Annotated in this window: 18 protein-coding genes; 9 read left to right on the top strand and 9 right to left on the bottom strand. The window is 66.2% G+C overall.

All coding sequences use genetic code 11. The features are described 5' to 3' along the window. Positions 1 to 15: 15 nt before the first annotated feature. The 6 genes from AABA51_RS05545 to AABA51_RS05520 form a co-directional block, all read right to left on the bottom strand. Positions 16 to 1,767 (bottom strand): SulP family inorganic anion transporter, encoded by a 1,752-nt coding sequence (locus tag AABA51_RS05545; RefSeq protein WP_338275222.1) that lies wholly within the window; start codon positions 1,765 to 1,767, stop codon positions 16 to 18. A gap of 58 nt (positions 1,768 to 1,825) precedes the next feature. Then, entirely contained in the window at positions 1,826 to 3,499 is a 1,674-nt protein-coding gene (locus AABA51_RS05540; RefSeq protein WP_338275220.1) for a bifunctional protein tyrosine phosphatase family protein/NAD(P)/FAD-dependent oxidoreductase, read from the bottom strand. An 86-nt stretch (positions 3,500 to 3,585) separates the two neighbouring features. Continuing rightward, positions 3,586 to 4,470, bottom strand: coding sequence for an MBL fold metallo-hydrolase (locus AABA51_RS05535; RefSeq protein WP_338275218.1), 885 nt, complete (start codon positions 4,468 to 4,470; stop codon positions 3,586 to 3,588). Between the two features lie 19 nt (positions 4,471 to 4,489). Next, positions 4,490 to 4,924 carry a DUF6691 family protein gene (locus AABA51_RS05530; protein ID WP_338275216.1) on the bottom strand — a complete coding sequence of 145 codons (435 nt, stop codon included), beginning with the start codon at positions 4,922 to 4,924 and terminating at the stop codon, positions 4,490 to 4,492. Between the two features lie 4 nt (positions 4,925 to 4,928). Beyond that, entirely contained in the window at positions 4,929 to 5,363 is a 435-nt protein-coding gene (locus AABA51_RS05525) for a YeeE/YedE family protein (RefSeq protein ID WP_338275214.1), read from the bottom strand. Between the two features lie 148 nt (positions 5,364 to 5,511). After that, positions 5,512 to 6,183 carry a Crp/Fnr family transcriptional regulator gene (locus AABA51_RS05520; RefSeq protein ID WP_338275212.1) on the bottom strand — a complete coding sequence of 224 codons (672 nt, stop codon included), beginning with the start codon at positions 6,181 to 6,183 and terminating at the stop codon, positions 5,512 to 5,514. A gap of 149 nt (positions 6,184 to 6,332) precedes the next feature. Between AABA51_RS05520 and AABA51_RS05515 the strand changes: the two genes are divergently transcribed. Then, a complete protein-coding gene (locus tag AABA51_RS05515) occupies positions 6,333 to 7,922 on the top strand; it encodes an ABC transporter substrate-binding protein (protein ID WP_425328833.1) in 1,590 nt (529 codons plus the stop codon). Between the two features lie 87 nt (positions 7,923 to 8,009). Here AABA51_RS05515 and AABA51_RS05510 read toward each other — a convergent pair whose 3' ends face one another. Together AABA51_RS05510 and AABA51_RS05505 are read right to left on the bottom strand one after the other, a co-directional pair. Then, positions 8,010 to 8,549, bottom strand: coding sequence for a GNAT family N-acetyltransferase (locus AABA51_RS05510; protein ID WP_338275210.1), 540 nt, complete (start codon positions 8,547 to 8,549; stop codon positions 8,010 to 8,012). Positions 8,550 to 8,738: 189 nt separating this feature from the next. Then, positions 8,739 to 9,509 carry a fumarylacetoacetate hydrolase family protein gene (locus AABA51_RS05505; RefSeq protein WP_338275208.1) on the bottom strand — a complete coding sequence of 257 codons (771 nt, stop codon included), beginning with the start codon at positions 9,507 to 9,509 and terminating at the stop codon, positions 8,739 to 8,741. Between the two features lie 252 nt (positions 9,510 to 9,761). On the opposite strand from AABA51_RS05505, the gene AABA51_RS05500 reads away from it, so the two are divergent. The 4 genes from AABA51_RS05500 (at position 9,762) to AABA51_RS05485 (ending at position 14,038) form a co-directional block, all read left to right on the top strand. Then, entirely contained in the window at positions 9,762 to 10,724 is a 963-nt protein-coding gene (locus AABA51_RS05500; RefSeq protein WP_338275206.1) for an ABC transporter permease, read from the top strand. Positions 10,725 to 10,728: 4 nt separating this feature from the next. Then, positions 10,729 to 11,670 carry an ABC transporter permease gene (locus AABA51_RS05495; protein ID WP_338275204.1) on the top strand — a complete coding sequence of 314 codons (942 nt, stop codon included), beginning with the start codon at positions 10,729 to 10,731 and terminating at the stop codon, positions 11,668 to 11,670. Beyond that, positions 11,670 to 13,373, top strand: a complete 1,704-nt coding sequence (locus AABA51_RS05490; protein WP_338275203.1) for an ABC transporter ATP-binding protein — start codon at positions 11,670 to 11,672, stop codon at positions 13,371 to 13,373. The genes AABA51_RS05495 and AABA51_RS05490 overlap by 1 nt, the downstream gene beginning before the upstream one ends. Before the next feature lie 92 nt (positions 13,374 to 13,465). Next, positions 13,466 to 14,038 carry a peroxidase-related enzyme gene (locus AABA51_RS05485; RefSeq protein WP_338275201.1) on the top strand — a complete coding sequence of 191 codons (573 nt, stop codon included), beginning with the start codon at positions 13,466 to 13,468 and terminating at the stop codon, positions 14,036 to 14,038. A gap of 29 nt (positions 14,039 to 14,067) precedes the next feature. Here the strand turns inward: AABA51_RS05485 and AABA51_RS05480 are convergent, their stop codons facing one another. Beyond that, entirely contained in the window at positions 14,068 to 15,321 is a 1,254-nt protein-coding gene (locus tag AABA51_RS05480; RefSeq protein ID WP_338275199.1) for a tetratricopeptide repeat protein, read from the bottom strand. Positions 15,322 to 15,494: 173 nt separating this feature from the next. On the opposite strand from AABA51_RS05480, the gene AABA51_RS05475 reads away from it, so the two are divergent. From AABA51_RS05475 to AABA51_RS05460, 4 genes are read left to right on the top strand one after another with little or no spacing between them, the layout of a single operon-like run. Next, a complete protein-coding gene (locus AABA51_RS05475) occupies positions 15,495 to 16,961 on the top strand; it encodes a UbiA family prenyltransferase (protein WP_338275197.1) in 1,467 nt (488 codons plus the stop codon). Between the two features lie 26 nt (positions 16,962 to 16,987). Beyond that, entirely contained in the window at positions 16,988 to 17,389 is a 402-nt protein-coding gene (locus AABA51_RS05470; RefSeq protein WP_338275194.1) for a GtrA family protein, read from the top strand. Beyond that, positions 17,386 to 18,708 carry an FAD-binding oxidoreductase gene (locus tag AABA51_RS05465; RefSeq protein ID WP_338275193.1) on the top strand — a complete coding sequence of 441 codons (1,323 nt, stop codon included), beginning with the start codon at positions 17,386 to 17,388 and terminating at the stop codon, positions 18,706 to 18,708. Before AABA51_RS05470 ends, AABA51_RS05465 begins: the two co-directional genes overlap by 4 nt. 8 nt (positions 18,709 to 18,716) lie before the next feature. Further along, positions 18,717 to 19,451 carry an SDR family oxidoreductase gene (locus AABA51_RS05460; protein WP_338275190.1) on the top strand — a complete coding sequence of 245 codons (735 nt, stop codon included), beginning with the start codon at positions 18,717 to 18,719 and terminating at the stop codon, positions 19,449 to 19,451. Positions 19,452 to 19,524: the final 73 nt, after the last annotated feature.

Genomic DNA, 19,524 nt, shown 5'->3' with positions numbered 1-19,524 from the left:
GGGTTTTTCGGCCCCCTACCCGGCCGCTTTCGCGGGCGGCGGGGCGGCGGTGAGCGCCACCCAGGCATCATATTGCGACAGGAACACGCGGCCCGTCAGATCCTGCAGGAAATGGGTCTTTTCCAGCCGGTCCGTCACAGGCCCCTTCACCTCGGACAGGTGGAGCGTGACGCCCATGTCCTTGAGCCGGCGATTGAGCGCCTCGAGCGCCTCGAGCGCCGAGAAATCGATCACGTTGACCGCCGAACACATCAAGACGACATGGCGGATCGGCCCGCCTTCGACCACGCGGCCCAGCACGTAATCCTCGAGAAAGCGGGCATTGGGGAAATAGAGGCTCTCGTCGATGCGGATCGTCAGGACGGCGGGGTCGGTTTCGACCTTGTGGCGGTGGATGTTGCGGAAATGCTGGGTGCCGGGCACCAGGCCCACCTCGGCGACATGGGGTTTCGAGGTCTTGTAGAGATGCAGGAGGATCGACAGGATCACCCCCGCCGAAACGCCGGTTTCCACGCCGAAGCCCAGGGTCAGAAGGATCGTCGCGGCAACGGCGGCGAAATCGGCCTTGGAATAGCGCCAGGCGGTTTTCAGGATCGAGAAATCGACAAGCGACATCACCGCGACGATGATCGTGGCCGCAAGCGTCGCGGTGGGCAGGAAATAGATGAGCGGCGTCAGCGCCATGGCCGCAATGGCAAGACCCACGGCGGTGTAGGCCCCGGCGGCGGGCGTTTCGGCCCCGGCGTCGTAATTCACGACCGAGCGCGCGAAGCCGCCCGTGACCGGATAGCCGCCCGTGAACCCTGCCCCGAGATTGGCCGCCCCCAGCCCGATCAATTCCTGGTTGGGGTCGATCCGCTGGCGTTTCTTGGCGGCCAGCGTCTGGGCCACCGAGATCGATTCCACGAACCCGATGACCGAGATCAGGAGCGCGGGCACGAAAAGCGCCCTCAGCAGGTCGACATCGAAGGAGGGCAGCGTCAGCGGTGGCAGGGATTGCGGCACGTCGCCCACGATGCGCACGCCCCTGTCGGCAAGACCAAAGCCCCAGACGATGAGCGTGGTCACGACAACGGCGGCGACAGGCCCGGCCTTTTGGGCCACATCCGCAAGCTTGGGTTTCAGGCCGCGCGCGATCAGAAAGGGCTTGAGCCCCTTGCGCACCCAGAACAGGAAGGCCGTCGCCCCCACGCCGATCACCATGGTGACGGGATCGGCGTCGCCCAGATGCTCGACGAGCGTCCAGAGCACCTCGGGCAGGGTATGGCCCGAGGCCGAGATGCCCAGGATATGCTTGAGCTGGCTTGCCGCGATCAGGATGCCCGATGCGGTGATGAAGCCCGCGATCACCGGATGGCTCAGGAAATTGGCCAGAAAGCCCAGCTTCAACAGGCCCATGCCGAGCAGGATCGCCCCCGACATCGCGGCGAGCGTCAGGGCCGCGATCGCATAGCCCGCCGTGCCCTGTTCGGCCACCTGCCCCACCGCCGCTGCCGTCATCAGCGACACGACGGCCACCGGCCCCACCGCCAGCGCGCGGCTTGTGCCGAAGATCGCATAAAGGATGATCGGCAGGATCGAGGCGTAAAGCCCCGCCTCGGGCGGCAGGCCCGCCAGCATCGCATAGGCCAGCGATTGCGGGATCAGCATGATGGTGACGATGACCGCCGCCATCAGGTCATTGTGCAGCGCATCGCGGCTGTAGCTGCGCCCCCAGTCGAGGACGGGAATGTAGCGCGTTGCAAGGGCGATCAGGTCGGTCTTCATGCCGGTCGGTCTTTCATCGGTTCAGGCGACCCGAGGGTCCGGGTCGCCTTGGGGCATCTTAGCGGGCGGTGACCTTTTCGGGTTTCACCATCCATTCCTTTCCACGCAGCATCGCCTTCCAGTAGAAGGGCGGCAGGATCTGTTCCTTGAGCAACCATGCCGCGCGCGAGGGGCGCGTGCCGTCGATCACCCATTTCGGGAAGCTCGGCAGCAGCGTGCCGCCATAGCCGAATTCGGCCAGCACGATCTTGCCCTTTTCCACGGTCAGCGGACAGGAGCCGTAGCCGTTGTAGATGGCCGTGGGCGAGCGCCCCTCGATATCGTCGCAGAGGTTCTCGGCCACGATCGGGGCCTGCATGCGGGCCGCGGCAGCGGTCTTGGCATTGGGGGCGTTCATCACGTCGCCCAAGGACCAGATGTTCTCAAAAGTCTTGTGGCGCAGCGTCGCCTGATCCACGTCGACCCATCCAGCAGCATCGGCAAGCGGCGAGACGCGGATGAAATCGGGCGCGATCTGCGGCGGGACGACATGGATCATGTCGAACTCCACCTCGACGGTGCGCGCCTCGGCCTCGGGGGTCTTGACCTCGAACCAAGCCTTTTTCGCCGGACCGTCGATGGCGGTCAGGTTGTGGAAGAAATTCAGCTCGGCCTTGTAGCGGTTCATGTAGCTTTGCAGCGCCGGGACGTAATCCTTGACCCCGAAAAGCACGCCGCCTGCATTCATGAACTGGATGTCGATCTGGTCGAGCACGCCCTCGCGGTGCCAGTGATCGCCCGAGAGATAGAGCGCCTTTTGCGGGGCACCTGCGCATTTGATGGGCATGGGCGGCTGGGTAAAGATCGCGCGCCCCTGTTTCATGCCCTTCACGAGGTTCCAGGTATAGGGGGCAAGATCGTAACGGTAGTTCGAGGTGACGCCATTCTGGCCCAGCGTGTCCACCAGACCCTCGACCCGGTTCCAGTCGAGTTTCAGGCCGGGACAGACGATCAAGCGGCGGTATTTCACCACGCGGCACCCGTCGAGGATCACGGCATTGTCGGCAGGCTCGAAGGCCGCGACGGCGGATTTGATCCAGTGGACGCCTGCGGGCATCACGCTGCCCATGGTCTTGGCGGTCTTGGCCGCGCCGAAGATCCCGCCACCCACCATGGTCCAGCCGGGCTGGTAATAGTGGATATCGGCCGGATCGATCACCGCGATATCGAGGTCCGGTTTGCGCGACCGGATCGAGGCCGCAACCGACAGGCCCGCCGCCCCGCCGCCCACGATCACCACGTCGAATTGCGCATCCGCTCGGTCGGTGGGCGTCTTGCCGCCATTGACGATGCGCCGCACGACGCCCGCCATGTCATAGCCCGCAGCCTTGGTCGCGGCGAGAATGTCGGAGACCGGCTTGTCCTTGGCCACGGCCAGCGACCAGAGCGTCGCGGAACGCGTGCCGGTGCGGCAATAGGCCAGCACGGGGCCGGGCAATTCGGTCAGAAGCTTGCCGAAGGCCGTGGCATCCGCGTCCTGCACCTTGCCCGCCGTGATCGGCAGGTAGCGCGTCTCGAGGCCCAGCGCCTTGGCCGCCGTTTCGATTTCCTCGAAATTGGGCTGGTCCATGCCTTCGCCATCGGGGCGATTGCAGATGATGGCGCGAAAGCCGTGGTCCTTTGCGGTCTGCACGTCATCCGCCGTGATTTGCGGGCTGACCGACAGGCCGGCATTGATCGTTCTGGCGTCCATTGCGGCGCCTCCTCCTGATGAAAATCCCTCGCTCCCCACGAGGGGAATGGCTGCGGGGGGCTGCCCCCCCGCGGATCGTCTTGATGTCAGAGACCGTTCACCGGCACCTTGAGCATCGGGCGGCCATCCTTGTCGGTCGGAATGGCGCCTGCGCGCATGTTGACCTGCAGGGAGGGGATGATCAGCCTGGGCATGGCGAGCTGCGCATCGCGTTCGGTGCGGAACTTGACGAATTCCTCTTTCGTCTTGCCGGCGCCGACATGGATGTTGTGCGCCCGTTCCTCGCCCACGGTGGTTTCCCACTGGATGTCACGGCCATTGGGACCATAGTCGTGGCACATGAACAGCCGCGTCTCGTCGGGCAGGGTCAGCACCTTCTGGATGCTGTCGTAGAGCGTGCCCGCATCGCCACCGGGGAAATCGGCCCGCGCCGAACCGCCATCGGGCATGAACAGCGTGTCACCCACGAAAGCCGCATCGCCCATCACATGCACCATGCAGGCGGGCGTATGACCGGGCGTGTACATGGCGAAAGCCTGCATCGTGCCGATCATGTAGGTGTCGCCATCCTCGAAGAGCGCATCGAACTGGCTGCCATCGCGCTGGAATTCGGTGCCTTCGTTGAAGATTTTCCCGAACGTGTCCTGCACCACCATGATCTTGGAGCCGATGCCGATCTTGCCGCCCAGTTTTTGCTGGATGTAGGGCGCAGCCGACAGGTGATCGGCATGGACATGGGTCTCGATGATCCATTCCAGCTTGAGGCCCTGCGTCTCGACCTGGCGGATCAGCTCGTCGGCGTGGTCATAGGTGATGCGCCCTGCGGCGTAATCGATGTCCATGACGCTGTCGACGATGGCGCAGGAAGACGAATTGGGGTCCTTCACGATGTAGCTGATCGTGTTCGTCGCCTCGTCGAAAAAGGCCTGAACCTCGGGCGTGACGGTCATGTTGACGGGATAATCTTTCATGGCGTGGTCCTCCGGATCACTAGGCTGCCTGCGCCTTTGGGCGCGACAGGTTTTGCAGGAATTTCGCGGTGAAGATGCCGAGGATCAGCGCACCGACGAAAGCGATGACATCGATCCGCCCCGTGCCGAGTGCCGGCAGCGCACCACCGGGGCAAAAGCCCGCGATGCCCCAGCCGATGCCGAAGACGGCGGACCCGCCGATGAGGCGCGGATCGAGATTGCGGGCCGTGGGCAGCATGAAGCGCCCCTCCCAGATCGGGCGGCTGCGACCGAAGACAAGTCGGTAGCCCACGGCGGTCACGATGAGCGCGCCCCCCATGACGAAGATGAGGCTCGGGTCCCAAGTGCCCGCGACATCGAAGAAATTGATGACCTTGGCGGGATTGGCCATGCCCGACACCACGATGCCGGTGCCGAAGATCACGCCGATGAGATAGAGGGCGATCAGGTGCATCGGCTTATCCTCCGATCACGTGGCGGATGACGAAAACGGTCGCAGCCGTGGTCGCCATGAAGGTCAGCGTGGCCGCGATCGAGCGGGGTGACAGACGCGCCATGCCGCAGACGCCATGGCCCGAGGTGCAACCCGACCCGTAGGTCACGCCGATGCCCACGATGAAGCCCCCGATCAGGAGCATGGGCATGGACGCGGGCACGGTGATCTCGGGCATGCCGCCCGTGACCAGCCAATAGACCGCAGGCCCTGTCACCATTCCCAGCAACAGCGCCACGCGCCAGCTGAAGTCGGCGACCGAGGCAGGCGCAAAGATCCCGGCCAGAACGCCGGTGGCCCCCATGATGCGACCGACCGACAGCATCAAGAGCACCGAGGCAAGCCCGATCAGCACGCCGCCGCCCAGCGACTGCCACGGGGTGAAAGCGGTTTCGATCATGCCACACCTCCGGCGAGAATGCGCAAGCATGCGTCAACGATAGCAGTCATCTGGACTGTCTCCTTCCTGTTCGCTGGATGATGCATAGCGATTCTGTCGCTGCATATCGGTGATCTAGTCACACAAGCCGCAAAGGACCGCGCGCGCGTCAGCCTTCGGCCAATTGGCGCAGGGCCGCGCAATCGAGGATCTCGACCGTGCCGCGCGATTGCGCGACCCAGCCGCGGCGCTGGAACTCGGCCAATTGGCGGGAGATGACCTCGCGCGCGGTGCCAAGCTCGGCGGCCAGCTGGGCATGGGTGGCCTTGAGCACGCCGGTATCGGCGCGTTCGATGATCTTTTGCGCCAGACGGATGTCCATCCTGCGAAAGGCGATATCCTCGATCACGCGGAACAGGTCGGTCATGCGGCGCGAATAGGCGCGGAACACGAAATTGCGGAATTCCTTGGAAGAGGCCACGAGATCGTCAAAGACTGCGCGCGGGATCGCGGCCGCCGTCACCTCGGTTTCGGCGATGCCTTCGGCGGCGTGATCCTCGTAGGCCAGCATGCAGGCCGTGGTCAGAACGCAGCTTTCCCCCGCGGTCGCGCGGTAAAGCACCACCTCGCGCCCGTTTTCGCCCAGTTGCTGGACGCGGACCGTGCCCGACAGAAGCAACAGAAGGTTCTCGGGCGATTTGCCGGGGGCGAAGACCACCGTGCCCTTGGGCAGGCGCACAAGCTGGCTGCGCGCGGTGAGGATATCGCGGATGCGGGGCTCGAGCCCGCTCAATCCGTCGAAACGGTCGATCCATGACCCTTCTTTGGCGGGGGCTGGCATGGGTGTTGTCCTCGGGTTCTCGTGGGTCACACGCACATCTAACCATGCTCGGGCCGGATTGCACGTGTCCCGCGCAGCGTCTGGACATGACGGCAAACCTCTCCATACTCGGGGGCCGGTCAACACATAACAGATCAGGGAGATTACTGATGACCATGAAACTCGCCGCCTTCGGCGCGGCGCTTCTGGCGACCACCGCGCTCACTACGGCCAGCGCCTCGGCCGAGACGCTGCGCTGGGCCCGCGCATCCGAGGCGCTGACGCTTGACCCCCATTCGCAGAACGAGGGTCCGACCACGACGCTTCTGCACCAGATCTACGAGCCGCTGATCGTGCGCAATCATCGCGGCGAGATGGAACCGGCGCTGGCGCTGAGCTGGGAACCGTCGGCCAGCGACCCCAATGTCTGGGTGTTCCAGCTGCGCGAGGGCGTGACCTTTCACGGCGGCGAAAGCTTCGACGCCGAGGATGTCGTCTTTTCCCTGAACCGCGCCCGCACCGAGACCTCGAACTTCAAGGAACTTCTGACCGGCGTGACCGAGGTCCGTGCCGCAGGCCCCTATACGGTCGAGGTGGTGACGAATGGCCCGAACCCGCTTTTGCCCAACAACCTGACCAACATCATGATGATGGATGCAGGCTGGACCACGGATAACGGATCGGCCGAGGTGCAGGATTACGCGGCAGGCGAAGACACCTTTGCCGCGCGCAACGCCAATGGCACCGGCCCCTTCGTCTTGCAAAGCCGCGAGGCGGATGTGCGCACGGTGATGACGCAGAACGCCAATTACTGGGGCATCGGCACCTTCCCGATGGATGTGACCGAGCTGGTCTTCACCCCGATCCAGAACCCCGCGACCCGGGTTGCCGCGCTTTTGACGGGCGAGGTGGATTTCATCCAGGACGTGCCGGTGCAGGATCTTCAGCGCGTGTCCGACGCCGATGGAATCGGGCTTGCGACCGCGCCGCAGAACCGGGTGATCTTTTTCGGGATGAACGTGGGCGATGCCGACCTGACGCTCGACAATGTCGAAGGCGCCAACCCGCTGGCCGATGTGCGCGTGCGCCAGGCGATCGACATCGCGGTCAACCGCGAGGCGATCCAGCAGGTCGTTATGCGCGGCCAATCCGCGCCCGCGGGCGTCATCTCGCCCCCGCCGGTGAACGGCTGGACCGCCGAACTGGACCAATACCCCGCCTATGACGTGGCAGCCGCCCGCGCCCTGATGGCCGAGGCAGGCTATGCCGACGGGTTCTCGATCCAGCTCGATTGCCCCAATGACCGCTACATCAACGACGAGGCGATCTGCCAGGCGGCGGTCGGCATGCTGGCGCAGATCGGCATCACGGTGAACCTGTCGGCGCTGCCGCGCGCCCAGCACTTCCCGCTGATCGCGAACCTTCAGACCGATTTCTACCTGCTGGGCTGGGGCGTTCCGACCTATGATGCGGAATATATCTTCAACTTCCTCTATCACACGCTGGGCGATGGCCGCGGCTCGTGGAACGGCACGCGCTATTCCAACCCCGAGATGGATGCGATGATCCAGTCGCTGACCTCGAACACGGATCTGGCGGCGCGCAACCAGACCATCGCGGATCTTTTCGCCATGGCCGAGGAAGAGCTGATCTACATCCCGATCCACAACCAGGTTCTGAACTGGGGCGTGTCGGATGCGTGGTCCACGGATGTGGATGCCGATGACAGCGTGAAGTTCAAGTATTTCGACATGAACTGAGGCCCTGCGGCCTGATCCTGGAAACCGCCCCGATCCATTCGGGGCGGTTTTTTCATGGAAAGACAAAAGGTTGAGCGCGCCGCCCGATCACCAGAATGCGGGCTTTTCCAAGGGCGCGACGCAGCGGGACGGACCCGTGAGCGTGACCGGACCGGACCCGGTCAGGTCCTGTCCCAACCAGCCTTCGGGATAGGTCAAGGGCAATGGGGCGGCGGCGCACTCCTGGGGGACGGGGGCAAAACCGCCCCGTCCGTAAAAGCCGATATCGCCATAGGTCAGCACCACATCGACGCCCCGCGCGCGCAAGCGGGCCAGCCCCTCTTGCAAAAGGGCAAGGCCCACGCCCTGCCCCTGCCGGTCGGGCGCCACGGCCATGGGCGACAGGATGAAGACCTGCCTTGGGTCTTGCGGGTAATCCATCCTCGTGAAGATCACCGCGCCGATCAGCCGATCCCCCTCGTGGGCGGAGAGGACGAGGATGTCGGATGCCGCCACTTGGGCGAGCATGTCGGAGACCAGACCGGCGATGGCCGCCCCCTCTGCCGCGCCCTCGGACCGGGTGAAGGTCATCTGGAAGAGGGCCACGATATCGGCGGCATCTTCGGTGGGGTCGCTGGTCATCTTCATGAACAGATCCTTAAAATTTTGGGGCAATTCCTGACGGAAGGTTAAGGCGCGAACGCGGAATGGGTCCACTGCCACAGGCAGGCCGCAGCCCGGTTGCGCAAGACCCGCACCCGGGTCGAGGCCCGCGAGATCGGTTGCGGCGATCCCGTGGCGGCGCCCGATGAGGCACCGCCCGGAAGACGCAAGGGATCAGGCGGGGGCGACCAGCGTCACGCCCAGCGATCCGATGCCGTCGATCACCACCTCGACCCGCTGACCGGCCTTGACCGGGCGCGCGCCGAGAGAGGTGCCGCAGGCGATGACATCGCCGGGGTTCAGCGTCATGTCCTGCGACAGGAGCTGCACGATCTGCGGCGGGGTCAGGATCATGTCGGAGGCTTCGTAGCTTTGACGCTCGCGGCCATCGACCAGAACCTTGACCACGAGGGCGCGCCAATCGAGGCCGGTCGCGATGACCGGGCCGATGACGCCGAAACCGTCGAAGCTTTTGGCGCGGGTCCATTGCGCAAAGCTGGGATCGGCGTTGAGCACGTCGAGCGAGGTGATGTCGTTCACGCAGGTATAGCCAAGGATCGCCGCCTCGGCCTCGGCCTCGGTCGCGGCGTTCTTGCAGGTCTGGCCGATGACGATGCCCAGTTCCCCCTCGAAGATCACGCGGCCCGCGCTGTCGGGAAGGGTCACTTCGGCCTCGGGACCGGCAAGGGAGGTGTCGGCCTTGAGAAACCAGAGCGGATGGGTCGGATGCGCCTGCCCGCCCTTTTCGGCGGCGGCCTTGTAATTGTTCCAAAGGCCGATGAATTTGCCCGGCACCACCGGCGGCAGCGGCGCGAGATCGGCGAGCGGCACGGGCGCGCCCGCCGTCGCGGCGGAACCGAGCCCGTCACGGGGATGCAGCATCCCGTCCATCACCACACCGGTCAGGACGCTGCCGTCGGCCCGTCCACCCCTTGCCCATGTCATATGTCGCGCCCTCCTCGCTTGGCCCTGCGTCACTGCGGGCCCCTTTGCCCCGGGTTTGTGCCAAGCCCGGACAGGGCGCACAAGGTGAGGCCGGGGTGCCGGAGGGCAAGGGCCGTGGAGGGGTCTTGCGCATTTTTCGCGCAAGGGGGCCCTGCGCGCGGGCGCTTTTCGCCCCTTCGGGCGGTTGCAAGGCTTGACGCTCGCCCCCCGGACATTGCAACCCTGTCCGACGCCAAGGAGACTGCAAGGCATATGCTCAGCTACATCTTCCGCCGCATCCTGCAATCGGTGCTTGTTCTGCTCGTCGTGGGGCTGGTGGCCTTTGCCATGTTCCGCTTCGTCGGCGATCCGGTCGAGACGATGCTGGGACAGGAACGGACGGTGGAGGATATCGAGCGCCTGCGCGACAGTCTGGGCCTGAACGACCCGTTCTTCGTGCAATACTGGAATTTCCTTGTGCGCGCGGCGCAGGGCGATCTGGGCATTTCCTACCGCCAGGGCCGCCCGGTGGCCGAGATCATCGCCGAACGCCTGCCCGCGACGCTGGAGCTGGCCGCCGTGTCGGGGGCTTTCGCGCTGATCCTTGGCATCGTTCTGGGCATTTTCACCGCGATCAGGCGCAACGGATTTGCCGCCAATGCGATCATGACCATCAGCCTGATCGGGGTGTCGCTGCCCACATTCCTGATCGGCATCTTGCTGATCTACCTTTTTGCCGTGGAACTGAGCTGGCTGCCCAGTTTCGGGCGCGGCGAGGTGGTGCAGCTGGGGGGCTGGTCCACGGGCTTTCTGACGCAATCGGGGCTGGTGGCGCTGATCCTGCCCGCGATCACGCTGGGGCTTTACCAGATGACGCTGATCATGCGGCTGGTGCGCTCGGAGATGCTGGAGGTGATGCGGCAGGATTACATCCGCTTTGCCCGCGCGCGCGGCCTGTCGCAGCGCGCGATCCATTTCCGCCATGCGCTGAAGAACACGCTGGTGCCGGTGATCACGGTCACGGGTCTGCAGCTGGGGTCGATCATCGCCTTTGCCATCATCACCGAGACGGTGTTCCAATGGCCGGGTGTGGGGCTGTTGTTCATCAACGCGATCCAGTTCGTCGATATCCCGGTGATGGCGGCCTATCTGATGCTGATCTCGGTCATGTTCGTGGGCATCAACCTGGTCGTCGACCTGCTCTACGTCGCCATCGACCCCCGGCTGAGGAGCTGAGGCCATGACCGACACACCCGCCCCCCGCCCCCGGTCGCGTCTGGCGATGACATGGGACAGCGATGTCGCCCATGCCTTTCGCCGCTCGCCCGTGGCCATGATCTCGGCCGCGGTCACGATCCTGTTGGTGGGGGCTGCGGTGCTGGCCCCACTGATCGCGCCGCATGATCCGTTCAACCCCGCCACGCTGAACCTGATGAACGGGTTCACCGCGCCCGGAACGCCCAACATGTTCACCGGCGAAAGCTTTGTCATGGGGACCGACGACCAGGGGCGCGACGTGTTTTCCACGATCCTTTACGGTCTCAGGATCTCGCTTTTCGTGGGCTTTGCCGCCGTCGGCTTTGCCATGGTTCTGGGCATCACGCTGGGGCTGATCGCTGGCTATGTGGGCGGGTTGGTCGATACGATCATCATGCGCATCGCCGATGTGCAGCTGACATTCCCCGCGATCCTGGTGGCCATGCTGATCTTTGGCGTGGCCAAGGGGATCACACCGCCCGAATACCGCAATGACGTGGCGATCTGGGTTCTGATCGTGGCCATCGGCCTGTCGGATTGGGTGCAATTCGCCCGCGTGGTGCGGGGTGCGGCCATGGTCGAGAAATCCAAGGAATACGTGCAGGCCGCGCGCCTGATCGGGCGGAGCCCCGGGGCGATCATGCTGCGGCACATCCTGCCCAACGTGCTGTCGCCCGTGCTGGTGATCGCCACGATCTCGCTGGCGCTGGCCATCATCGCGGAGGCGACGTTGAGTTTCCTCGGCGTGGGCGCGCCGCCGACCGAGCCGAGCTTGGGCACGCTGATCCGCATCGGGCAGGGGTTCCTCTTTTCGGGCGAGTGGTGGATCCTGTTCTTTCCCGCCTGCACCCTGTTGATCCTTGCGCTGGCCGTGAACCTTTTGGGCGACTGGCTGCGCGATGCGCTGAACCCGAGGCTGCGCTGATGTCCTTGCTGGAAATCGACAATCTGACCGTGCAATTCCCGACGCGGCGCAAGACCTTCACCGCCGTCAGGGAGGCGCATCTGACCGTCGAGGCGGGGCAGATCCACGGCCTTGTGGGCGAAAGCGGCGCGGGCAAATCGACCATCGGGGCGGCTGTCATGGGTCTCTTGGATCCGCCGGGGCGGATCACGGGGGGCGTGATCCGGTTTCGGGGCGAGGAGATCTCGGGGCTGGATGCGGCGGCCATGGCCGATCTGCGGGGCAAGAAGATCTCGATGATCTTCCAGGACCCGCTGACGAGCCTGAACCCGCTCTTCACGGTGGGCCAGCAGCTGGTGGAGACGATCCAGGCGCATCTGGGCCTGTCCGAGGCGGAAGCCCAGGCGCGCGCCATCGAATTGATCGAGCGGGTCGGCATCCCCAATGCCAAGGCGCGGGTGAACCAGTATCCGCACCAGTTTTCGGGCGGCATGCGGCAGCGCGTGGTGATCGCGCTGGCGCTGTGTTCGGAGCCCGATGTGATCATCGCCGACGAGCCGACCACCGCGCTCGACGTGTCGATCCAGGCGCAGATCCTGGAGCTGATCAAGGGGCTTGCGCGGGAGCGGCAGGTGGGCGTGATCCTGATCACCCATGACATGGGGGTGATCGCGGATACGACCGATGTCGTCACCGTCATGTACATGGGCGAGGTGGTGGAAAGCGGGCCGACGGCACAGGTGCTGGGGCAGCCCGAGCATCCCTATACCAAGTCGCTGATCGCGGCCGTGCCGCGCCCCAACGTCAAGCTCAAGCGCTTTCCGCTGATTTCCTATGGCGGGCGGGTGACGGGCTTTGCCATCGAGGACCTGGCGCGCAACTGGCCCGCGCCCGAGACGCCGCGCGGCGCGCCCCTGATCGAGGTCGAGGGGATCACCAAGCGCTTCGTGTCCAAGGGCGCGATCCTGCCGTCGCGGCGGGAATATTTCACCGCCGTCGATGCGGCGCGCTTCACCATCCGGCAGGGCGAGGTTTTTGGCCTGGTGGGCGAAAGCGGATCGGGCAAATCCACCATCGCGCGGATGATCGCGGGGCTTTACGCGGTCGACGGGGGCCATGTGCGCTATGGCGGGCGGGATGTGACGGCCAATGCGCGCGGCGTGCCAGATTGGTATCGGCGCGAGATCCAGATGATTTTCCAGGATCCCTATTCGAGCCTCAACCCCCGCATGCGCGTGGACGAGATCGTGGCCGAACCCGCGCGCCACCACGGGCTGTTGAGCGGCACGGCGCTGCGCGACCGGGTGGCGGAATTGCTCGATCGGGTGGGGCTGGGGGCGGAGGCCGGGCTGAAATATCCCCACGAGTTCTCGGGCGGCCAGAGGCAGCGGATCTCCATCGCCCGCGCGCTGGCCACCCAGCCGCGGTTCCTGATCTGCGACGAGCCGACAAGCGCGCTCGACGTGTCGATCCAGGCGCAAATCCTGAACATTCTCAAGGATTTGCAGGAGCATCTCAACCTGACCATGCTGTTCATTTCCCATGACCTGCCCGTAGTGCGCCAGATGTGCGACCGGGTGGGCGTGATGAAGGATGGCAAGCTTGTGGAAGTGGCGGAGACCGAAGCGCTGTTTGCCGATCCGCAGCATCCCTACACGCGGGATCTCTTGTCGCTGATGCCGCGGCTCGATGGATTGTCGGACGAGGGTTTAGCGGTGGCCTGAGCGGGATTTGCGAGGGGGTTCCCCCCTCGCGCTCCCCAACATATTTTTGGAAAGATGAAGGGGTCGGAGGGGCCCCGGGGGGAGGAACAGCCATGCCGCAGCCTGATCACGTGTCGATCTACGAGCTTCCCGACCCGGCCGATCTGGACGAGGACATGCGCCGCTATTTCGAGGTTTGCGCCGAGAAATTGGGGTTCGTGCCCAATGTCTTGCAGACGTTTTCGCGCCATCAGGACAAGCTCAGGGCGTTTTCGGCCTATTACAACACGCTGATGCTGGCGCCGTCGGGTCTGTCCAAGCTCGAGCGCGAGATGGTCGCGGTCGTGGTGTCGAGCGCGAACCGGTGTTTCTATTGCCTTGTCGCCCATGGGCAGGCGGTGCGCGCCTTGTCCGGCGATCCGCAGCTGGGCGAGATGCTGGTGATGAATTACCGCGTGGCGCAGTTGGAGCCGCGCCAGCGGGCGATGCTGGATTTCGCGTGGAAATTGACGACAGCGCCCTGGGAGGTGGAAGAGGTCGACCGGCAGGCGCTGCGCGATGCGGGCTTGAGCGAGGGCGAGATCTTCGACCTGGCCGATGTGATCGGCTTTTTCAACATGTCCAACCGCTTTGCCATCGCGGCGGACATGATGCCAAACCCCGAATATCACGAGATGAACCGGTAAATCTCGGGCGTAGGTCCTGACCGAACCTGTCACTCTGCCAGGGCGCGGGCGGCGCCGAGCGTGCCGGGGCCGACGATGCCGTCGAGCGCGCCGAGATAGAGGCCGCGCTCTTGCAAGATGCGCTGGAATTCGATCGCGGTCTGGCGGTCCCAGCCGGGCGGGCGCGCGCCCCCTGCGGCGCGGAGCGCGTCGGGCGGGACCGCGCCGGTTTCGAGCGCCGCGATATAGCCTTGGGCCGCCGCTATGGGATCGGCGGGGGTGCCGATGCCCTGTTCCAGGAGATAGGCGCGGGCGGCGATGGCGGCGGGATCGCCCGCATCGGCCAGATGCCGGGTCCAGCGCAGGCGCAGGGCGGGATTGGGCGGCACGCCCTCGGCCCCGGTGGCGTAGAGGGCTGCGAGCGTGCGCGCGGCATCGAGATTGCCCGCCCGTGCGGCCAAGGCGAGATGGGGCACGGCGGCGCGGGGATCGGGGATGCCGAGCGCGGCATCGGCCCCGCCCGGAACCCCCTCGCCAGTCAGATAGGTCTGGGCGAGATTGACCTGGGCGAAATGGTAGCCGCCGTCCGCCGCGATGCGGAACAGGCGCAGCATCTCGGCCGGATCGCGCGGCACGCCGCGCCCGAGCCGGTGCATGAAGGCCAGCGTCGTCGTGCCCGCCAGATCCCCCAGATCGGTTGCGGCGCGATAGGCGGCCACGGCACGGTCGATGTCGGGGCGGATCGGGCCGATGCCGAAATTGTAGTAATCGCCAAGCCGCGTATGGGCCGCGCCCTCGCCTGCGGCGGCGGCGCGGTCGTAGAGGGCCACGGCCTGCCGATGGTCGCCGCGCGCCTGGGCGATGGTGGCCAGATGGAAGAGCGGGCCGCCTGCCTCGGGGGCAAGCTCGGCGGCCTCGCGGCAGGCGGGGAAGGCGTCGCGCAGGCGGTCAAAGAGCGCGCGCTGGGCCGCCTCGCTCACGGGAACCTCGGCGGAGGGGGGGCCTGCGAGATCGAGGCAGGTGGCCACGGCGGCATCGGCCAGGCGGCGGGCCTCGCGCGCGGCGGCGAGGCGGGCGATTTCGGCGGCGACGATGGCGCGGCGGGCCTCTGCCTCGGCTTCGGCCTCGGCGATGGCCTGCGCCTGGGCTGCGGCGGCGGCCTCGGCGGCGCGGCGGGCGGCCTCTGCATCCGGGGCGGCGGGTGCGGGGAGCGGTGCGTCCGTTGCCTGTTGGGCGTGTGTCATGGGGGCCGTGACAAGAAGGGCTGCGACGAGGAGGCGGGGCAAGAGATCGGGCACGGGCATTCTATCCTCGGCAATGGGTCGTCCTAGGGCCGGAGCCTAGCCCGCCCGGCGGGCGCGTGTCGAGCATGGATGCCCTGCGAGGGGACCCGTTGCGCGGCCAGAAAGGGCTGGCAATGCGCATGGGGCTAGTGCAGGGTTCGGGCGATTGAAAACGCAAGGGAAATCGACCGAGCGTGCGCGCCGAACCGAGCCAGATGGGTCAAGGGACCGAGGATCGCGACCTGCCGGTGCTGGTCGTGGATCTGGACGGCACGCTGTTGCGGTCGGACATGCTGCACGAGACGTTCTGGGACGTGATCGGGCGCGAGCCGCGCAGCCTGCCCGCCATCGCGGCAAGCCTGTTCAAGGGGCGGGCGGCGCTGAAGGCTTTCCTTGCGGAGCGGACGCGCATTCTGCCCGCCACCCTGCCCTATGAGCCGCGCGTGATCGCGAGGCTCGAGGCCTGGCGCGCGGCGGGCGGGCGCACGGCGCTGGTGACGGCAAGCGATGCGCGATTGGCCGAGCGGATCGCGGAGCATCTGGGCCTTTTCGACGAGGTGCATGGGACAGAGGGCGCGACCAATCTGAAGGGCGCGGAAAAGGCGCGGTTCCTGGCCGGACGCTATGGGCGCGCGGGCCATGTCTACATGGGCGACAGTGCCGCCGATCTGCCGGTCTGGGCGGGTGCTGCGGGGGCCATCAGCGTGAATGCGAGTGGTGCGGTGCGCGCCCGGCTGGAGGCGGAGGCCAAGGGGGGCGAGGTCGAGCATCTGCCGCGCGATCCGGGACGGGGGGCCGCGATCTGGCGCGCGTTGCGCCCGCATCAATGGGCCAAGAATGCGCTCGTGTTCGTGCCGATGATCGCGGACCTGGCCTTTGACCTGCCCACGGTTCTGGCGGCACTTGTGGCTTTCGTGGCGCTGAGCCTCGCAGCCTCGGCGGGATACGTGCTGAACGATCTGCTGGATCTGGCCGATGACCGGAGCCATCCGCGCAAACGGATGCGGCCCTTTGCGTCGGGGGCTTTGCCCGCCTCGCTGGGGAGTTTCCTGTTTCCCGCGCTGTTGGTCGCGGGGCTGGCGGTGGCGATGGTGCAATCTGGGCTGCTGTTGGGGGTTGTGGCGCTCTATTTCGCGGCGACCATGGCCTATTCGGTGCGGCTCAAGCGGCACAGCATCGTCGATATCTGCATGTTGGCGACGCTGTTCACGCTCAGGATCGTGGCGGGGGGTGTGGCCATCGGGGTGGAATTATCGGTCTGGCTTTTGGCCGTGTCGATGTTCCTGTTTTTCTCGCTGGCCGCGATCAAGCGTCTGGCCGAGCTGGCCGATGTGCAGGCGGCGGGGCGGGCGGTGTCGCGGCGCGGCTACCGGGTGGAGGATCGGAGCCTTTTGAGCCAGATGGCGGTGGCTTCGGGCTATCTCGCGGTGCTGGTGCTGGCGCTTTATATCGACGAGCCCGTGGTGCAGGAGAAATTCGGCGCGCCCTGGATGCTGTGGGGGGTTTGTCCGCTGCTCTTGTTCTGGATCAGCCGGATGGTGCTGGTGGCGGGACGCGGCGAGATGCATGACGACCCGCTGGTCTGGGCGCTGGAGACGCGGACGAGCCGCAAGGTGATGGGTCTGATCGCGGTCTTTGTCGTGCTGGCGGTGGTGTTGTGAGCGGGAGGCCCAAGGGAGCGGCGCTGGTGCTGCGCTATGCGGGCTTTGCCGTCGTGGCGACGCTGGCCAACCTGGGGGCGCAACGGCTGGTGCTGGCGGGGGCCGAGACCGTCGACGGGGCTTGGCTCGCTCTGGCAATGGTCTGCGGCACGGGCGTGGGGCTGGTCGTGAAATACGCGCTCGACAAGCGGTGGATCTTTTACGACGCGACCAGGGGCGCACGGGCGCAAGGCGCGCAATTCGCGCTGTATTCGGCCATGGGCCTGGTGACGACGGCGATATTCTGGGTGACGGAGACGGCCTTCTGGCTGGTCTGGGGCACGGATCTGGCGCGTGAGGCGGGCGCGGTGCTGGGCCTTTCGGTGGGTTATGTCACGAAATACCTGCTGGATCGGCGCTACGTGTTCCGGGCGGAGGCTGCGGCATGACGCGGCTTGCCGGATGGGGGCGGTTTCGGCCTGTCGAGACGCGGCTAGCGCGGATGCGGGACGACGGGGATGTGGCCGCGGCGCTGGCCGGGGGAACTGCGCTGATCGCGCGGGGCAACGGGCGGGCCTATGGCGACAGCGCGGTCAGTCCGGGGCTGACGCTCGACATGCGGGGGATGGACAGGATGCTGTCCTTTGACGCGGATCGGGGCGTTCTGGTGGCCGAGGCGGGCGTGCTTTTGGCCGATGTGATCGCGGCCTTTTTCCCCCAGGGTTGGTTTCCCGCCGTCACGCCGGGGACGAAATTCGTGAGCCTTGGCGGGGCGATCGCGGCCGATGTCCATGGCAAGAACCACCATGTCGACGGGGGCTTCGGCGCCTTTGTCGATTGGGTGGAGGTGATGGGCGCGGATGGCAGGATCGCCCGGGCCGAGGCGGGATCGGAGCTGTTTGACTGGACGCTCGGGGGGATGGGTCTGACCGGCGTCATCTTGCGCGCGCAGATCCGGCTCAGGCCGGTCGAGACGGGCTGGATCGTGCAGGACATGCGGGCGACCCAGACGCTGGCGGCCACGATCGACATGATGGAGGCGACGAATGATGCGCCCTATTCGGTGGCCTGGCTCGATTGCGTCACGACCGGCGTGATGATGGGCCGGGGGCTGGCGATGCTGGGCCGCCATGCGGGGCTGGAGGATCTGCCGCGCGAGAAGCGCCGCAAGCCCTTTGCCACGCCCCAAAAGCCCGTGCTGCGCCTGCCCGTGGATCTGCCTGCCGCAGCCCTCAACGGGGTGACGCGGCGGGTGTTCAACGCGGCCTATTACTGGAACGGACGCCGCAAGCCGGGGCCGAGGCTGGTGGATTGGGACAGTTATTTCTACCCGCTCGATGCGATCCTCGACTGGAACCGGGGCTATGGGCGCGCGGGGTTCTTGCAATTCCAATGCGCGCTGCCGCAGGAGGCCGCGCGGCCCGGCATGGCGGCGCTGCTAGAGGCCATCGCGGCCTCGGGCGAGGCGTCGGTCCTGTCGGTTCTCAAACGCTTCGGGGCGGAACGCGGGCGGTTTTCCTTTCCCATGGCGGGCTATACGCTGGCGCTTGATTTTCCCGCCAATGACCGGAGCCTGAAGCTGATGGAGAGACTGGACGCGATCACGCTCGATCACGGGGGGCGGTTCTACCTGGCCAAGGATGCGCGGATGCCGCGTGCGGTGATGGAGGCCGCCGATGGGCGCGTGGCGGCGTTCAGGGCGATGCGGGCGCAGAGCGGGGCCAAGGGGCTGTTCGTTTCCGCGCAATCCGAGAGGCTGGGCCTGTGAGCGGGGCGGTGAAGGGGCCGGTCCTGATCCTCGGCGCGGGGTCGGATATCGCGCGGGCCTGTGCCAGGGCCTTTGCGGCAAGGGGCTGCGCGATCCAGCTGGCCGCGCGCGATCCGGGCAGGCTGGAGGCGGACCGGGCCGATCTGGAAACGCGCTACGGCGTAACCGTCAGCCTTCATGAGGTCGATGCGCTGGAGGTCGAGGCGCATGAAAGCTTTGTCGCGGGATTGCCGGAGCTGCCGATGGTGGCGATCTGCGCGGTGGGGCTGATGGGCGAGCAGGACGAGAATGCCGCCGACATGACCCGCGCGGCGCTGGTGATGCGGTCGAATTTCGAGGGGCCCGCGAGCCTGTTGGGGGTTCTGGCCAACAGGATGGAGGCGCGGGGCGCGGGCACGCTTGTCGGCATATCCTCGGTCGCGGGAGAACGCGGGCGGGCGTCGAATTACATCTACGGCAGCGCCAAGGCGGGGTTCACCGCCTATCTGTCGGGGCTGCGCAACCGGTTGGCGGGGCGCGGTGTGCATGTGGTGACGGTGCTGCCGGGTTTCGTGGCGACGAAGATGACGGAGGGGATGGATTTGCCGAAGCCCCTCCTCGCGCAGCCCGACGAGGTCGGGCGCGCGATCCTCGGGGCGGTCGAGAAGGGGCGCGACGTGATCCATGTGCGCCGCATCTGGCGGCTGGTCATGGCCGTGATCAAGGCGATCCCGGAAGCCATCTTCAAGAAGACCTCGATCTGAGGGGCGCGCCGGTTTTCGCCGCCGCAACGTGAAATTGCGCGGGAATCCGCCGCAAACAGGGCCTGCGGCCCCG

The sequence above is a fragment of the Roseicyclus marinus genome, assembly GCF_036322625.1.
GTDB classification, from domain to species: Bacteria; Pseudomonadota; Alphaproteobacteria; order Rhodobacterales; family Rhodobacteraceae; genus Roseicyclus; species Roseicyclus marinus_A.
This window is presented reverse-complemented; position numbering and strand designations above follow the sequence as displayed.

Bases quoted from the DNA above. Each gene is read 5' to 3' on its own strand.
- AABA51_RS05545 (WP_338275222.1), bottom strand. From the start codon at position 1,767: ATGAAGACCGACCTGATCGCCCTTGCAACGCGCTACATTCCCGTCCTC.
- AABA51_RS05540 (WP_338275220.1), bottom strand. From the start codon at position 3,499: ATGGACGCCAGAACGATCAATGCCGGCCTGTCGGTCAGCCCGCAAATC.
- AABA51_RS05535 (WP_338275218.1), bottom strand. From the start codon at position 4,470: ATGAAAGATTATCCCGTCAACATGACCGTCACGCCCGAGGTTCAGGCC.
- AABA51_RS05530 (WP_338275216.1), bottom strand. From the start codon at position 4,924: ATGCACCTGATCGCCCTCTATCTCATCGGCGTGATCTTCGGCACCGGC.
- AABA51_RS05525 (WP_338275214.1), bottom strand. From the start codon at position 5,363: ATGATCGAAACCGCTTTCACCCCGTGGCAGTCGCTGGGCGGCGGCGTG.
- AABA51_RS05520 (WP_338275212.1), bottom strand. From the start codon at position 6,183: ATGCCAGCCCCCGCCAAAGAAGGGTCATGGATCGACCGTTTCGACGGA.
- AABA51_RS05515 (WP_425328833.1), top strand. From the start codon at position 6,333: ATGACCATGAAACTCGCCGCCTTCGGCGCGGCGCTTCTGGCGACCACC.
- AABA51_RS05510 (WP_338275210.1), bottom strand. From the start codon at position 8,549: ATGAAGATGACCAGCGACCCCACCGAAGATGCCGCCGATATCGTGGCC.
- AABA51_RS05505 (WP_338275208.1), bottom strand. From the start codon at position 9,509: ATGACATGGGCAAGGGGTGGACGGGCCGACGGCAGCGTCCTGACCGGT.
- AABA51_RS05500 (WP_338275206.1), top strand. From the start codon at position 9,762: ATGCTCAGCTACATCTTCCGCCGCATCCTGCAATCGGTGCTTGTTCTG.
- AABA51_RS05495 (WP_338275204.1), top strand. From the start codon at position 10,729: ATGACCGACACACCCGCCCCCCGCCCCCGGTCGCGTCTGGCGATGACA.
- AABA51_RS05490 (WP_338275203.1), top strand. From the start codon at position 11,670: ATGTCCTTGCTGGAAATCGACAATCTGACCGTGCAATTCCCGACGCGG.
- AABA51_RS05485 (WP_338275201.1), top strand. From the start codon at position 13,466: ATGCCGCAGCCTGATCACGTGTCGATCTACGAGCTTCCCGACCCGGCC.
- AABA51_RS05480 (WP_338275199.1), bottom strand. From the start codon at position 15,321: ATGCCCGTGCCCGATCTCTTGCCCCGCCTCCTCGTCGCAGCCCTTCTT.
- AABA51_RS05465 (WP_338275193.1), top strand. From the start codon at position 17,386: ATGACGCGGCTTGCCGGATGGGGGCGGTTTCGGCCTGTCGAGACGCGG.